The sequence below is a fragment of the Paenibacillus sp. FSL R7-269 genome (genome assembly GCF_000517865.1).
Classification (GTDB): domain Bacteria; phylum Bacillota; class Bacilli; order Paenibacillales; family Paenibacillaceae; genus Paenibacillus_AQ.
The window spans coordinates 189,975-204,556 of sequence record NZ_ASPS01000020.1; the positions used below are offsets into that span (position 1 = coordinate 189,975).

At 53.4% G+C, this 14,582-nt stretch carries 14 protein-coding genes; 5 read left to right on the forward strand and 9 right to left on the reverse strand.

Annotated elements, in window-relative coordinates:
• Positions 1-4: 4 nt before the first annotated feature.
• Positions 5-838, reverse strand: a complete 834-nt coding sequence (locus C162_RS10205) for a helix-turn-helix transcriptional regulator (protein ID WP_036694068.1) — start codon at positions 836-838, stop codon at positions 5-7.
• A gap of 144 nt (positions 839-982) precedes the next feature.
• On the opposite strand from C162_RS10205, the gene C162_RS10210 reads away from it, so the two are divergent.
• The 3 genes from C162_RS10210 (at position 983) to C162_RS10220 (ending at position 4,301) form a co-directional block, all read left to right on the forward strand.
• Positions 983-3,046: a beta-galactosidase gene (locus tag C162_RS10210; RefSeq protein ID WP_036694071.1), complete on the forward strand. Its 2,064-nt coding sequence runs from the start codon at positions 983-985 to the stop codon at positions 3,044-3,046.
• A gap of 173 nt (positions 3,047-3,219) precedes the next feature.
• Positions 3,220-3,984, forward strand: coding sequence for an AzlC family ABC transporter permease (locus C162_RS10215; RefSeq protein WP_084648884.1), 765 nt, complete (start codon positions 3,220-3,222; stop codon positions 3,982-3,984).
• Complete coding sequence (locus C162_RS10220) at positions 3,975-4,301, forward strand: AzlD domain-containing protein (RefSeq protein WP_036694073.1); 327 nt, start codon at positions 3,975-3,977, stop codon at positions 4,299-4,301. The genes C162_RS10215 and C162_RS10220 overlap by 10 nt, the downstream gene beginning before the upstream one ends.
• 46 nt (positions 4,302-4,347) lie before the next feature.
• Here the strand turns inward: C162_RS10220 and C162_RS10225 are convergent, their stop codons facing one another.
• The 7 genes from C162_RS10225 to C162_RS10255 form a co-directional block, all read right to left on the reverse strand.
• Positions 4,348-5,313: an alpha/beta hydrolase gene (locus C162_RS10225; protein WP_051493367.1), complete on the reverse strand. Its 966-nt coding sequence runs from the start codon at positions 5,311-5,313 to the stop codon at positions 4,348-4,350.
• A 102-nt stretch (positions 5,314-5,415) separates the two neighbouring features.
• A complete protein-coding gene (locus tag C162_RS10230) occupies positions 5,416-5,823 on the reverse strand; it encodes a MerR family transcriptional regulator (RefSeq protein ID WP_051493368.1) in 408 nt (135 codons plus the stop codon).
• A 43-nt stretch (positions 5,824-5,866) separates the two neighbouring features.
• Complete coding sequence (locus C162_RS10235) at positions 5,867-7,198, reverse strand: hypothetical protein (protein WP_036694074.1); 1,332 nt, start codon at positions 7,196-7,198, stop codon at positions 5,867-5,869.
• Entirely contained in the window at positions 7,198-8,283 is a 1,086-nt protein-coding gene (locus C162_RS10240; RefSeq protein ID WP_036694075.1) for a DUF58 domain-containing protein, read from the reverse strand. The genes C162_RS10235 and C162_RS10240 overlap by 1 nt, the downstream gene beginning before the upstream one ends.
• A gap of 3 nt (positions 8,284-8,286) precedes the next feature.
• Entirely contained in the window at positions 8,287-9,264 is a 978-nt protein-coding gene (locus C162_RS10245; RefSeq protein ID WP_036694077.1) for an AAA family ATPase, read from the reverse strand.
• A 163-nt stretch (positions 9,265-9,427) separates the two neighbouring features.
• A complete protein-coding gene (locus tag C162_RS10250) occupies positions 9,428-10,405 on the reverse strand; it encodes an aldo/keto reductase (RefSeq protein ID WP_036694246.1) in 978 nt (325 codons plus the stop codon).
• A gap of 112 nt (positions 10,406-10,517) precedes the next feature.
• Complete coding sequence (locus C162_RS10255) at positions 10,518-11,378, reverse strand: DUF421 domain-containing protein (protein WP_036694079.1); 861 nt, start codon at positions 11,376-11,378, stop codon at positions 10,518-10,520.
• A 219-nt stretch (positions 11,379-11,597) separates the two neighbouring features.
• On the opposite strand from C162_RS10255, the gene C162_RS10260 reads away from it, so the two are divergent.
• Positions 11,598-11,804, forward strand: coding sequence for a DUF1657 domain-containing protein (locus C162_RS10260; RefSeq protein ID WP_036694081.1), 207 nt, complete (start codon positions 11,598-11,600; stop codon positions 11,802-11,804).
• A 90-nt stretch (positions 11,805-11,894) separates the two neighbouring features.
• Here C162_RS10260 and C162_RS10265 read toward each other — a convergent pair whose 3' ends face one another.
• On the reverse strand, positions 11,895-12,446 hold the full coding sequence (locus tag C162_RS10265) for a protein distantly related to SAM-dependent methyltransferase (protein ID WP_036694084.1): 552 nt from the start codon (positions 12,444-12,446) through the stop codon (positions 11,895-11,897).
• A gap of 197 nt (positions 12,447-12,643) precedes the next feature.
• Here C162_RS10265 and C162_RS10270 point away from each other — a divergent pair, with 197 nt between their 5' ends.
• Positions 12,644-14,581 carry an ABC transporter substrate-binding protein gene (locus C162_RS10270; protein ID WP_036694085.1) on the forward strand — a complete coding sequence of 646 codons (1,938 nt, stop codon included), beginning with the start codon at positions 12,644-12,646 and terminating at the stop codon, positions 14,579-14,581.
• The last annotated feature ends 1 nt before the right edge of the window (position 14,582 follow it).

Here is a 14,582-nt window from a genome sequence, read left to right on the forward strand (position 1 = left end):
GATTCTATGAGTTAAAGGACCGTCTGTATTGGTTCGGCGGCATCCCCTCTAGTTGTCTGAACACCTTGATGAAATAACTGGATTGCTGGAACCCGCACTGCAGCGCAATTTGCGCAACGGACAGCTTGGTGGAAGCCAGCAATAGCTTGGCCCGGGCCATCCGGCAATCGCTCAAATACCGGTTCGGCGTCTTGCCCATAATGCTGCGGAACAAGCGGAGAAAATGATAGCTGCTATAGCCGGCAAGTCTGGCCATGGACTCCAGCGTCCAGGGCCGCTCACACTCACTGTAGATCCTGTCGGCGGTAAGCCGGATGGAATGCCGGATCTCCAGCGGAACGGAGCCGTGGAGCGGCTCGGAGTTCTGCATCAGCGTAACCAAAATCTCATAGAGCAGCGTAGAGAGACGCGGTTCACTCCGGGTCTCATAGCCTGCACTGAGCCGGTACATTTCCTCGAAGAGCGCTTCATAGCCGGTGGCGGGATCGAAGGTGAAAAAGTAGCCGCGCGACTGGTCCGCCTCCTCCAGCATAGGCAGGGGCATCGCCGTGGCGAAGTGCATCCAGCGCACATCCCAGGCAGCGCCAGGATCAGAACCGTACTGCTGATAAGCCCCCCTGGGAAAAAGAAACCCGCTGCCCCGTCTCATGGATATCCGCTCCCCACCCTGAAATACATACCCTTCTCCCCCAAAAACCATGTGGAGATTATAGCTGTTCAGGAAGCCCTCACTTCTGCGCTCTGCATGCTCCGGGAAGTCGCTGTAATGCCCCAGCATCTCCGGATAACATACATAATGGGCATAAGCAGGCTGCGGCAGAACCCAGTGCTTTCTCATGTGAATCTCCTCCTGCCCTGCGCCGGTTCAAGCACGCAATATAATGATATAATAGCAATATTCTGTTATATAAGTGGATACACTGCTGATAATACAATAGATTGGTAGCTTAAATAAAGCATATTTTTACACTTGGAGGTTATGATGAAGAAACCTGTTGCAGCAGAACGATTTGAACTGGGCGTTTGCTATTATCCTGAGCACTGGCCTGAATCCATGTGGGCTGACGATTACCGGCGTATGGTTGAAACCGGATTCACCATTGTACGTCTGGCTGAGTTCGCCTGGTCCATTTTTGAACCGGAGGAAGGCATGTTTCAATATGATCTGTTTGACCGGGCAGTCGACATGGCACACAGCTACGGGCTGAAGGTCATTCTGGGAACGCCTACGGCCACTCCGCCTGCCTGGCTTACAGAGAAGTACCCTGAGGCCTTGAATGTTACTTATGAAGGTGTGACGCTACAGCACGGTATGCGCCGCCATTACAATTACAGCAGTCCCAAGTACCGCGAGCTCTGTGCCCGAATCGTAACGAAGCTTGCTGAACATTACGGAAATCATCCGGGCGTCGTCGGCTGGCAGATTGACAACGAACTGAACTGTGAGATCAATGTATTTTACTCGGAGAGTGATCATCAGGCCTTCCGCCTTTGGCTTCAGGACAAGTATGTCACCCTGGACAAGCTTAATCAGGCTTGGGGCACGGTGTTCTGGAATCAGACCTATACGAGCTGGTCACAGGTCTGCCTCACCCGGCCTACCCCTTCACCGAACCAGCCGAACCCTCACCAGGCTCTGGATGAGAAGCGCTTCATCTCTGATAACACCATCTATTTCGCCAAAATCCAGGCAGATATCCTCCGGGAATTGGCCCCTAATCAGTGGGTTACCACGAACGGTCTGTTCGGACATCTGGACAGCCATGAGCTGAATGACGAGCTGCTGGATTTCTTCAGCTATGACTCGTACCCGCAGTTCTCCACCATCGGCTTCGATCCGGCTGAGGTGAACCCGATGCTTGACCGCGGCTGGGGATTGTCCCTGTCGGCTGTACGTTCGGTCAGCAGCAACTTCTGTGTAATGGAGCAGCAATCCGGTCCGGGAGGCTGGGTGAATCGGCTTGATATGCCTTCACCAAAGCCTGGACAGATGCGGCTGTGGACGTACCAGTCCGTCGCCCACGGCGCTGACATGCTGCTCTATTTCCGCTGGCGGACCGCCACCATGGGCAATGAGATCTATTGGCACGGCTTGAACGACTACCATAACCAGCCTAACCGGCGGGTAAGGGAAGCGGAGCAGATCGGCCGCGAGCTGGCAAGCATCGGGCAGCAGTTCATCGGCAGCCGGACTCAGGCGAGCGTTGCAATCGTGCGTGATTATGACAATGAGTGGGACGGTGAATATGATGTCTGGCACGGACCGTTCATGTGGCAGAGCAACAAGGAATGGTTCAAGGCTCTGCAGCGGAAGCATATTCCGAATGACGTTCTGTACTTGCGCAGCCATACCTCCCTTGCAGAGCTTGCCCGTTATGAAGTGCTGGTATATCCGCATCCGGCGATTATGACTGACGATACAGCAGCACTGCTGGACCAGTATGTACAGCAAGGCGGGAAGCTGGTCTTCGGCTGCCGTACTGGCTATAAGGATAGTACCGGACAATGCTATATGCGGCCTTTTCCCGGAGCGGCACAGGAGATGTGTGGGGTAACGGTTGAAGAATTCACTCTGGTCAAAGGAACGCGCAAGCCTACCTCCATCCGCTGGAACCATGATCCTGAGGCGCTGACCGGTGCAGATGCCTTCAATGACATCCTGCAGGTGGAAGAGGATAGTGTAGAGGTTATGGCAACCTATGCGACCGACTACTATGCCGGCAAACCGGCAGTAACCCGTAACACCCGGGGCCAAGGCGAAGTGTGGTATTACGGCGCCGTGTTCAATGAGCCTGCTGTGCTGCAGATGCTTGGCAGCCTGGATCTGGTCTCGCCAGCCGCAGATTGGGCGGAGCTGCCGCCAGAGGTTGAATTGCAGATTCGCTCCACAGGGGAAGACGCCTCTACAGGTGTCGCCTTCCTGCTCAACTACAGCGAAGAACCGGCACAGATTGTGCTTAAGACAGCCAAGACGGATCTCTTAAGCGGCCAGACCCTGTCGGGGAGCTATACGATGGAAGGGTTCGGCGTACTCGTCTTGAAATAACCAAGAACTCCAAAAGGGTTCCGCTGCCGCAGATCGCTCTGTGGACGGCGGAACCCTTTTTACAATTACAGCTAATATTCCCTTGATATTCACTATGAATTAATAGATATTATAATACAGTGTATTCGTTACCGGCGATAGTCGTTATTCCATTACCCAGAAGGAGCATGCCCATGAAGCCAGAATCCATTCATCAGGAGCCGCTATCCGGCGGCAGCCTGGTTACAGATAGCCCAGGTGTGCCGGAGAGCAGCGATACGTTCTGGCAAGGGGTGAAGGACTGCCTCCCCACGCTGCTCGGTTACCTCAGCATCGGATTCGCCGCAGGCGTTGTGGAGAAAACAGCGGGGCTAACCCTTGCCGAAATCGGCATGATCTCAATCATCCTGTACGCCGGTTCGGCCCAGTTTATTGCCGCTGGCATGATTGCCGCCGGGAGTAGCGCCTCCGGTATTATCATTACGATTCTGCTGGTTAACCTGCGTCATCTGCTGTTAAGCGCAGCATTGTCGCCTTACTTCCGGCATCTGACCCCGCTGCGCAACCTGCTGATCGGCTCACTGCTCACAGATGAGACCTTCGGCGTAGCCATTCAGAAGAGTGCCGCTAGGAAGCAGATCAGCGAGAGATGGATGCACGGCCTGAATATTACCGCTTATCTGAACTGGTTCCTGGCCAATATTGCCGGTGCTATTCTCGGTCAATGGATATCCAGTCCCGAGAAGTGGGGACTGGATTTCGCCCTGCCGGCTATGTTCATCGGACTGCTGGTCCTGACCATTATGGGACGGCGCAAGTATAGACTGGATATCACTGTCGGTATAACAGCAGCTGTGGTGGCCGTGATCGTCTCCGTGCTGTGGTCGCCCAGCATGGGTGTTATAGCTGCCGCGCTGGTAGCCTCAACGATTGGAGTAGTGATGGAACAATGGAAATAAGACCCGATATTGCTATAATCATTCTCGGAGCCGCGCTCGTTACCTTCATTCCGCGTGTCCTTCCGCTGATGCTGCTGAGCCGGATCACGATCCCGGAATGGGGCATGCGCTGGCTGAGCTATGTGCCGATTGCAGTCATGGCTGCTCTGGTTGCCCAAGAGCTGTTCGTAACCGGCGGCAGGTTCGCAGTCTTGTCCACCAATGTAGAGCTAATCGCAGCCCTCCCCACCTTCTGGGTAGCCGTCAAGACCCGCAGTCTGCTGGCCACAGTATTGACCGGTATTGTGACGCTGATGCTGCTGCGTCTGCTGTTCTGACCCTGTCCAACGGATACGCTGTACAATTCCATTCAGGCTACAGGCGTTAATCTTGCCTGCCCTCCAGCTGCAATACTCTCTTAATGAAGCTGCCTATATTTCCAATGGCCTGCTGCGCTTCAGGAAGCATGGCAGCCATCAGCTGAAAGGCGCACCACATGTTCTCCCAGATCTGAAGCTCTACAGTGATGTCCGCAGCCCTTGCTTGTTCAGCCAAACGCTCTGCATCACTCAGCAGCACCTCATGATCACCCGCCTGTATGAGCAGGGGCGGCAAGCCCCGGAGATCCAGTCTTAGCGGTGACAATATCGCAGGCCATGCACCGCCAAAGTCCCCCATATATTCCACAATCATTCTCTGATTCGCTGCCCGGCTCCCTGTCGGGTCCGTTCCCGCACGGCTGTCATAAGACTCCCCATCCAATTGAACAAGATCGGCATGGGGAGATAGCAGGCAGACACCGGCAGGAAGCCCGTCTCCCTGCTCCCGCAGCGTAATCAAGGTCATCAGCGCAAGCGTGGCTCCTACGGAGTCTCCGCAGACTATGATATTGCCGGCATGAACGCCCCGTTCCAGTAGCCAATGGTAAGCAGCAAGGCAATCCTCATTGGCTGCCGGGTAGCAGAACTCCGGTGCAAGCCGGTACTCCACAGTTAAAACGGTAATTCCCCCAGCTGCTTCAGATAGACGGGCTGCCAGATCCCTATAGATCTCGCAGTTGCCAGACACGAACCCTCCACCGTGAAAATATAGAATGACCTTGTTCTCCGTGGGTTGCAATTGTCCTTCACTTAGTAGACTTTTCCCCTCCGCCCTGACCCACTCTCCGCTGAAGGTCTCCGCCTCAACCGGTTCAACCTTCACGCCTTCAAGTAAGGGTAACTGCCTGGAAGCTTCTACTGCCGCCGCCCGGATCTCCTGAACCGGTCTTCTGGAATAATTATTATTACTTTTCAGATAAGCACTAATGGCCTGCAGCTGTTCAATCGGGGTGCTGCTCGGATACAACATACGTGTAATTCCTCCTGTTATCCTGGGATGCTCCTACTATAAACCCTGTAGCTATATACAGAGTCAAGCGGCAATTCCTCCAGCATTACAGGTGACAGCGGGTTAATCATTCATGTTCAACATAGTAAGCGTATCCTCCACGCCCGGGTGCCTGTCTTGAGACAGAAGACCGGACTTTAACGCTTCAAGCCGACTGCGTGTCTCGTTCCTCCGGGCAATCTCCAGATCAACAGCGGCGATCTTCCGCTCAATGACTTGGGCGAAATCATCGATTCCGATGCTGCGGTCCGCAGATTTAACGAGTGCCTTCTTAATCTCCTGAAGTGTGAACCCGCAGTTCTTGGCATTACGGATAAAAGCAATCCGGAGAAGCGTCTCCTCCGGATACAGCCGATACCCGCCTGCTGAACGCTGAGGCAGCGGAATCAGCCCTTTCTTCTCATAGAATCTGAGCGTCTCTAAATTAATCTGAGCCTCTTTAGCCAGTTCACCGCGCAGATAAAGAGTCATGCCTGCCGCTCCTTTCCCGTATTCACTGAATGTAATGATTCAGCTACAGCTTCAACTGCTCCTTAAGCGCTGCCGCCTCAGCGGCAGTAAGTTCAGACAACGCCTCCTCGGTGTAGCGGGCCTTGTTATATAGGCTGAGCAGCCGGTCGTGGGCGGGTTGCCCGCTGCCAGAGTGCTTGTTCGCACGCTTCTGGCCTTGCGACCAGGCGGCTACATCGGCGGCTGTCTCCTGCGGGGTCAGGTAGGGCTTCACCTCATACCCTTCCGCATGTCTGGCCCGCAGCCAGTGCCGGTAGAGCCAGCGGATGCGCTCGCGGCTTCCGTCCATCCCCTCCCAGCGGTCGCGGCGGCTGGCTGGTGTCAGCTTGGAGCGCACATATTGGCGGAAGTCCTGAACGGTCTGCTCCCAGTTGAACAGGCTGGTCTCCTCATCCTGATACCCCGAAACCGCTGGCGTCTCTCTGCGCAGCAGGGACAACAGCCTGTCCATCGCTCTGCGCAGGATGCCTCCTGTATTCCTGTATAACCAACGTAGGATAAAATAGAGTACCGCAAGAATGGCTGCCGCCCCTAGAATATAGAAGCCTACATTCAGAATCATCGACAGCAAGCCCGGTTCACCCGGCTCCGCTGCAGGCATGGCAGGGATGGCCGCAGGCGGTGCTTCTGCTGGCGGTGCCTCCTCGGAACCGGAGGATAACCGGCTGAGCCAGGCGAAGAATGCCCGCGTCATATTCCATATCAGCATTCCTACCGCCTTACCGCCCCCCGCCGCAAGCAGTGCTGCCAGGATAATGAAACCGACCACGAACATCCGGTTATGCCGCCGAAGTCCTTGTGGCAGATTTCCTGCACCTCCGTTCAAGGAGCTATAACGCAGGTGGGTGCTGTTCGTAGCCAGCAGTGCCAGGATCAGGCATAGGCTGCCGCTCCAGGTGAGCACCGCTGCACTCGGCTGGAGACCGGGTATGCGCGGGAAGGCAATCGAAGCGACAAAATAAAGGATAATCCCGCTGATATACAGCCACAGCCGGTTCACCCGTGTGGCTGCCGTCATACCAAGGAAGGCAGACACTGCCGCTCCGGCTGCCAGCGGAAGGCCCATAAGTGTCAGCGTACCGGTTAATGCAACTGTAATAGCTCCGAGAACCAGCGCCGCCAGCAGCTGCTTCCAGCGGCGGTTGCATATCTTCCGCAGCAGTACACCAGCTGCGGCCAGTACCGGCAGCAGATAGATCCAGCGCAGCGCCTCGGCCTCCGGCTGGAAATAAGTCTGGAGTACCAGCCATACGGGGAGCAGCAGCAGCCATTCGATGAGGGCTGACATCCATATGGCGAAATTTTCTTTGAAGGCATCCGGGATTCGGGAAGTCATCACTCACCGCCCCCTTCTGCCGGAATATCCAGCCACTCTACACCGTTCCCGAGGAAGCTTAACCCTGACGCTGCCAACTGCAGCTCTGCCCCCCGGTGGCAGGTGATGATCAGATAATCCATATCTCCCTCACCCTTGTCCGCTTCAATCTCCATCAGCCTGCTCATCGGCACAGTCCGGTCCAGATTCAGTCTGGCCAGCAGGCCAAGGAACTCCTCGGTATGGGCAATGGACCAGGTGTCCACCGAATCTCTCGCCCCGCTGCCGTCCAGTCTTCCATTGCTGAGCAGCCGGACCTCAATCCCGTGGCTGATCGCATACTCGGCTACAGTCGCCGCATAGCGGATACCCAGCTCTATGCGCTGCACATCGGTAACCGTTCTCCACATGGACTCACTGGTCTCTACGTTCAGGCAGATAACCAGCCGGGAATCGGCGGTGTAATCCTTCTGATGCACCTGCATACTTCCTGTCCGGGCAGTCGCCTTCCAGTTAATGCTCGCCAGGGAATCCCCTGCGCTGTACTCTCTTGTACCGGCGGTCAGGAACGGATCTTCGACAATCCAGCGTTTGACCGGCAGCTCTCCAAGCCAGCTGTGAACCGGCAACGGAAGGTCATGGAAACGCAGCAATCCGGGGTAGACCAGCAGCTCCAGATGAAGCGGGAAGGTCTTGGCGCTGCGGCTCAGTCCGAACAGATCGCCGGTAGTCATGGTTGCCGTCTCCAGGACGAACAGCCCCCGCTCCCTGCAAGTGATATTATGACGCCGTTTGATCTGGCGGAAAGACCTCAGGAAGAACAGGCTAACATGATTCTGGGAAATCTCTCCGCTGCTGATGCCCAGATTCTCCTGGTTACCGAATTCAAGCCCCTTAGCTATGCTGGATTCCAGCCGCAGCCAAGGCAGCGGCAGCAGCTTCTTGTTCAGAATCTCCTCAACCATCTCTACCTGTTCTCCGGCGTACACCGCTTTGGCAGAGAAGTAACGGGTATAGCTGACCTTCTTCAGTGCATTCCGGTCATAGATCAGCGAGATCAAGACCAGCAGAATGAACGTGCTTGCAATGAACCACGACAGCGACATGGATCACTCCACCCTTCCGCCTCTGGACAGGACAGCAGGTTCAGCAGGTACCTCGATTTCACGCAGCACCTGAAGCACTACCTCTGCCGACTGGCCTTCACGGACTCCGGGACCACGCTGAAGAATCAGCCGGTGCGCCAGCACAGGAACTGCAACCTCTTTGATATCATCCGGTATACAGTAGCTTCTGCCCTGGATCAGTGCGTACCCCTGCGAGGCACGCAGCAAGGCAAAAGCTGCCCGGGGACTTGCTCCCAGACGGACCGCCGGAGAGGTGCGGGTGGCCTCGACCACGCGCATCATATAAGCGAGCAGCTCGTCACTGACGGCAACCTCCGCAGCCAGACGTTGTATGTCCTGAATCTGCCGGGCCGTGGCCACCGCAGCGGTATCCTCCAGCGGGTTATTTTGGCGGAATCTTTGGAGGATATGTACCCCTTCCTCAAATGACGGATACCCGCTGGTAATCCGCATGAGGAACCGGTCCAGCTGCGCTTCAGGCAGCGGAAAGGTCCCCTGGCTGTCCACCGGATTCTGGGTAGCAATAACCAGGAACGGCCGCTCCAGCTCATGCGTCACGCCGTCAATCGTAATCTGCCGCTCCTCCATACACTCCAGCAGGCTGGACTGGGTGCGCGGCGTAGCCCGGTTGATCTCATCCGCAAGCAGAATGCTGGCAAATACCGGGCCCGGGCGGAATTGAAATTCGCCGGTCTTCTGATTATAGTAATTGATGCCGCTTAAGTCGGACGGCAGCAGGTCGGGTGTGAACTGAATCCGCTTGAAAGTGCAGTCCAGGGAACGGGCCAGTGTTTTGGCGAGCAGCGTCTTTCCGGTTCCAGGCACATCCTCCAGCAGCACATGACCATTCGCCAGCAAGGCGGTCAGCAGCAGGTTCACGCCGCCCTCCTTGCCGACAATAACTTGTGCCAGATTACTTCGGATTGAATCAATTAGAGCGGTTGCTTCTTGAAGATTCATGAATAATAACACCATCCTATTCCAAAAAAAGGTATGTACATATAAGCTAATCATACCAGAAAGCGCCTACATTATATAATAGCTAGTATTCCAAGCTATAAAAAACAAATAAGGAGCCGTCATCCGGCTCCTGTTTAAGTCACATTATCATATAATGCCAGTGCTAAAAGCCCATTACCGGATGAGGTACATAAGGCTCCTCAAGCCGCCGGATTTCCTCATCAGTGAGGGTGACCGATACCGCTGCGGCGGCATCCTCCAGATGGCTCATCCGGGTTGCTCCAACTATCGGCGCTGTGACAGGCTTCTTCTGAAGTACCCAAGCCAGTGCCACCTGTGCACGGGGAATCTCCCGCTGCTCCGCAATCTCCTTCAGCCGCAGGGCCACCAGCCGGTCCGCTTCCTCCGTCTGTGAATACAGCAGCTTGCCGAACTGATCACTCTCCGAGCGGGCGCTCGTCTCCTGCCAGTCCCGGGTCAGCCGGCCGCGGGCCAGCGGACTCCACGGAATTACGCCGATGCCTTCCGCTTCACACAGCGGCAGCATCTCCCGTTCCTCCTCCCGGTACAGCAGGTTCACATAGTTCTGCATCGACACGAACCGGGTCCAGCCATGGCGCTCTGCGGTATGCAGTGCCTTGAGGAATTGCCATGCAGGCATGGAGGAAGCGCCGATGTAGCGGGCTTTGCCCGCTTTTACCACATCATGCAGGGCTTCCATCGTCTCCTCAACCGGAGTGGACGGGTCCCAGCGGTGAATCTGATACAGGTCCACATAATCTGTGCCCAGCCGCTTCAGGCTATGATCGATTTCGCTCAGGATGGCTTTGCGCGACAGTCCTCCGCCATTGGGGCCGGTACGCATGCGGCCATGCACCTTGGTGGCCAGCACAATCTCGTCACGGGAGGCGAACTCCTTGAGGGCCCGTCCGACAATCTCTTCACTGGTCCCATCCGAATAGATATTAGCCGTGTCGAAGAAGTTAATGCCCAGCTCCAGAGCTTTGCGGATAAACGGCCGGCTCTCCTGCTCACTCAGCGACCAAGAATGGGTTCCGCGTTCCGGCACCCCATAGCTCATACACCCCAGGCAGATTCGTGATACTTCCAGTCCGGTCTTCCCCAGCTTCACATAGTCCATAATCGGCAGCATCCTCCCTATATTTGAAATAGATCCTATGAAATCGATTATAGTATACCTCTACAGCGCCCGAATGGAAAATCTCCCCTGTTGTCCGCTTGGTCAACTGCTGTCAGTTCTGGATAAACGGCTTCAGCTTCTGCAGCAGCTCCTGCAATTGCTCTGAACAATTTCCGTACATTTGCTTCGCCGCTTTGTTCTTGGTGGACAGACCGAACAGCTCCAGATCGGCTTCGCATTTCTTCAGCAGCGCATACAGCTGAGGTTTATCCTGCGGCTGCGGCACCTTCACATTATCCGCATACAGATCCACGGTCAGCTCACCGTAGGAATCCACCTGGCCGAGGAAGACGTCCTTTACGGTCAGGTTCATTTTGTCCAGCTCATCCTTAAGCCACGCCCTGGAGAGATTCATGCTGTCCAGCGGTTCGTCCATAATCTCACCATCCATGATGACAGCCAGTGTCTCTTTCTCCGGCGCTACCTTAACCCCGAGATCCTTGGCGGTCAGGGGCAGATTCTCCTTCTTCTGGAGTACGTTAATTGCCCCGTCCGACTCCATAATGGCAAACTCCACATCAGCCACTTTGAAAACATCCTTCTTACGCAGCTCCTCCAGCAGCTCATCCGTGCTGATCCGCTCCTTTTTCATATTGTCCTCCAGAATCTTGCCGTCCTTGATCAGCACGGTCGATTTGAAGTCAATGAAATCGCGGGCTTTCTTACTCTTGATCTGCAGGAACTCAATCAGCAGGGAGCAGCCGACCCAGACGCCTAGAGCAATTAGGCCCAGATGCCAGGTTTTGTCCGTATCCAGCGAGATATATGCCGCAATACTGCCTATTGTGATGCCTGTAATGTACTCAAAGAACGACAGCTGCGAAACCTGCCGCTTCCCCAGAAGTTTAGTGAGAAAGAACAAGACGACCACCGCAAACAAGGTCCGCAGGACAACCTCCAGTGCTTCAGGCATTCGAAAAACCCCCTGTAATGTGATATTTCATGTTCTGTGTGCTCAAACATTCAGCTTCAGTATTTGTCAAACCAGGGGTGAATTAACCAAAAGATTTCGTGCCGGTTGATTATGCTCTTGTGAGTATGGATTTATTTTCCAGAGTATGAGCTGCGGGAATGCAGATACTAGAATCCGTGGATGATGATCCATTTCTATAATAAGGAGGAGGGTATACCGATGACTGTCGCCTCACAAGTCAAGACCTGCGTAGCTTCACTGAAAAGCGCCCAGGCCAGCCTGGAGCAATTCGCCATGGAAACGCAAAATGAAGAAGCCAAGACCCTGTTTACCAATGCCGCCGATCAGACCCAGCAGATTGTTCAGCAGGTGGAAGGCCGTGTAACCGAGCTGGAAAAGGAAGAACCACAGTACCGCGGCTTCTAGCCCGGGCGGTTTGAATGAAGGACAGGCTGATCTTAGCGTAGCGAGTTGTGCTGCGGGGATCAGCCTTTTTATCAGGTGCAATGTAATGTGTCATCTCTTAACGGCATCCACAATCAGTGAGACAAAACCTAACTTTCCCTCTGTATTGCGGTGGTCAAAGCGCTTGGAACGGTAAATAAACCCTTCGCCCTCATCCCAGTGGTTATAATGAAACTGTCCGGATTCATCGCAATATTCCAACAACTTGACCTCGAAGCCAGCCGCCGTAAACATGCCTCGCAGGGTATTGTAATTATGTACGATACGGTGGGATGCCGCCGGATGATCCAGGGGCCCTGGTCCCCCTACCTGCACAATCCTCTGATAAGCTTCATCCGGGAAATACCCGTCCGGCACAGCACAGCGGATATATCCGCCAGGTGCCAGATAAGGATAGCAGATTCTCGCCGCCTGTATCCCCTCCTTATACGTCAGATGCTCCCAGACATGCTCCGCAAGGATGGCTTGTATGGAACTTTTCATGAACCTGTTGGCCCACTGCTCTTCTTGCAAAAGATTAAGCTCCCTCTCCTCCGTATGCAGCCACCCCTGGTTATGCCGGCTTCCGCCGCTCCCAATCACAACTTTCAACTGCTCATCCATCGCGATTCCCCCTTGTTCGTTACATCCACTATCTGGTATTTATTCTAACCTTCATTACACAGATCTGGAATACAGCGATGTGAGAAGGATATGGAGTTATGTGACTTTCAATATAGCAAGTATTATTCGGACTGTCATTGATAATGGTTATCATTTAAAATGGGGAGTAGACAGATTACGGAGGGGAATATCGCATCATGCACATCAGCAATCAATTATTACTTTGGGATCAGGCTGCAATTACAGTGGTGAATATCCGGCAGAAGGAGTTAGCGCAAGGCGAAGTTCTTCCTCCATTCATCATACCTGCCAATCTATTTTTGCTATCGGTACAGGGGAGCGCACAAGTTCAGACAGACCAGGCTGAATTTGCTTGTACAGGATTTGAACTTTTACATTGCGGCGAAGGGGCGACCCTAAGCATCCTACCGGTAAGTGATAAATTTATTTACTATATCATTTACTACAAAGCCTTGCTCCATGAAGCGAATCCTTTTCAAGTGCAGTATTGTTTTAGCCCTAAGGCTCCGCTTTTACTGTATAACAAAATTCAGCAGATGTATCAGAAATGGGATCAGCCGGAAGAGCGTCTTCAGGTAAAAGCACTTTTTTACCAGTTCGTTCATCTGACGTTAAGGGAATTGCGCCTGCAAGAGCATGAGACCGAGGTCAGAACAACTTCTGTTGCAGTGCAGGTAATCACTTATATCCGGGAGAATTATGCGGAACCTATTACCTTAGATTCACTTGCGGAAGTGTTCAATTTCAGTGCTTATCACCTGTCATCCTTATTCAAAGAGCATACAGGCATCAGTCCGATAGATTACTTAATTCGCTACCGCCTTGACCTTGCATCAGAGCTTCTAATGACAACTAATGCTTCTGTCGGGGAGATTGCGGCAAGTGTCGGGTATAAAGACGGGTATTATTTCAGCAGGATTTATAAAAAGCGAAAGGGTGAAGCCCCTGCTCATCATAGAAATAGGAAGCTGCTGCAGCACAAAGTTGCTGAAAGTCCATTAAACTTCCCCACATCCTCTATTTCTGAACATAGTGCGGATCTGTATATTAATAATGATAATCATTATCACAATACGGATAAAGGGGAAATACATATGTTTAAACCAACCCGATCAGTGGCCATGGCTGCTATCCTGCTCTGCGGCTCCCTCCTGCTCAGTGCTTGCTCCAACGGGTCCAACACAGCAGCGAAGGATTCAAGCAGCGGGAACAGCAACGTAAATCAGGCAAGTCCGGCTGCCTCGCAAGAAAGTTCTAAGACAAGGATCGTAACCACACCAAGAGGAGACATTGAAGTACCCGCAGAGCCGGTAAAAGTCGCGGCAGACCAATACATGGGCCATTTGTTGAAACTGGGCATTGTCCCTGTCGGGGCAAGGACGTTCATGCTCGACGAAGGCTGGATGGACAAGGCGGAGATTCCCCAAGAAACACTCGATAAGATCGAAGATCTGGGAGAATTCCCGATGAATCTGGAGAAATTGACCATGCTGGAGCCAGACCTCATTATCGGTTCCATCGAAGATTACGTTGAGCAATATGAGAAGATCGGCACTACTGTTTTTCTGCCATACTGGGAAGAGTTGTCAACAGCCGGACCGCTTGATAAATTCAGAAGCGTAGCCTCGATATTCGGAAAAGAACAGCAGGCAGAGGATTGGATTGCGGAATACGAACAGAAGGTTGTTGAAGCAAAGTCAAAGGTATCTAACGTCATTAAGGAAGGGGAGACGGTATCCATCGTTCAGTTTGCCGAAAAAACAGTATATGTGTTAGCAGCCACGGGCGGAAATTATGGTTCCTCTACTATTTACGAAATGCTGAAGCTGCCACCGACAGAAAGTGCTTTACATATGAAAGAGGGGTTCGAATCCATCTCCCTTGAGGTGCTGCCTGAATATTTAGGGGATTATATCTTTGTATATAACGGCGACGCTGAGATTACGAACCAAGCAATGGAAAGTGATATATGGAAAAGTGTACCTGCCGTGAAGAATGGCAAAGTATTTTTATACGGGGATAATTATCATGATGAGTTTGTCATGGAGGACCCTTATTCTTTGGAGCAGCAGTTGGATACGGTTGTGAACTTGTTACTGGGGACGGATAAATAAC

Bases quoted from the DNA above. Each gene is read 5' to 3' on its own strand.
- C162_RS10245 (WP_036694077.1), bottom strand. From the start codon at position 9,264: ATGAATCTTCAAGAAGCAACCGCTCTAATTGATTCAATCCGAAGTAAT.
- C162_RS10240 (WP_036694075.1), bottom strand. From the start codon at position 8,283: ATGTCGCTGTCGTGGTTCATTGCAAGCACGTTCATTCTGCTGGTCTTG.
- C162_RS10260 (WP_036694081.1), top strand. From the start codon at position 11,598: ATGACTGTCGCCTCACAAGTCAAGACCTGCGTAGCTTCACTGAAAAGC.
- C162_RS10210 (WP_036694071.1), top strand. From the start codon at position 983: ATGAAGAAACCTGTTGCAGCAGAACGATTTGAACTGGGCGTTTGCTAT.
- C162_RS10220 (WP_036694073.1), top strand. From the start codon at position 3,975: ATGGAAATAAGACCCGATATTGCTATAATCATTCTCGGAGCCGCGCTC.
- C162_RS10230 (WP_051493368.1), bottom strand. From the start codon at position 5,823: ATGACTCTTTATCTGCGCGGTGAACTGGCTAAAGAGGCTCAGATTAAT.
- C162_RS10215 (WP_084648884.1), top strand. From the start codon at position 3,220: ATGAAGCCAGAATCCATTCATCAGGAGCCGCTATCCGGCGGCAGCCTG.
- C162_RS10225 (WP_051493367.1), bottom strand. From the start codon at position 5,313: ATGTTGTATCCGAGCAGCACCCCGATTGAACAGCTGCAGGCCATTAGT.
- C162_RS10205 (WP_036694068.1), bottom strand. From the start codon at position 838: ATGAGAAAGCACTGGGTTCTGCCGCAGCCTGCTTATGCCCATTATGTA.
- C162_RS10255 (WP_036694079.1), bottom strand. From the start codon at position 11,378: ATGCCTGAAGCACTGGAGGTTGTCCTGCGGACCTTGTTTGCGGTGGTC.
- C162_RS10265 (WP_036694084.1), bottom strand. From the start codon at position 12,446: ATGGATGAGCAGTTGAAAGTTGTGATTGGGAGCGGCGGAAGCCGGCAT.
- C162_RS10250 (WP_036694246.1), bottom strand. From the start codon at position 10,405: ATGGACTATGTGAAGCTGGGGAAGACCGGACTGGAAGTATCACGAATC.
- C162_RS10235 (WP_036694074.1), bottom strand. From the start codon at position 7,198: ATGACTTCCCGAATCCCGGATGCCTTCAAAGAAAATTTCGCCATATGG.
- C162_RS10270 (WP_036694085.1), top strand. From the start codon at position 12,644: ATGCACATCAGCAATCAATTATTACTTTGGGATCAGGCTGCAATTACA.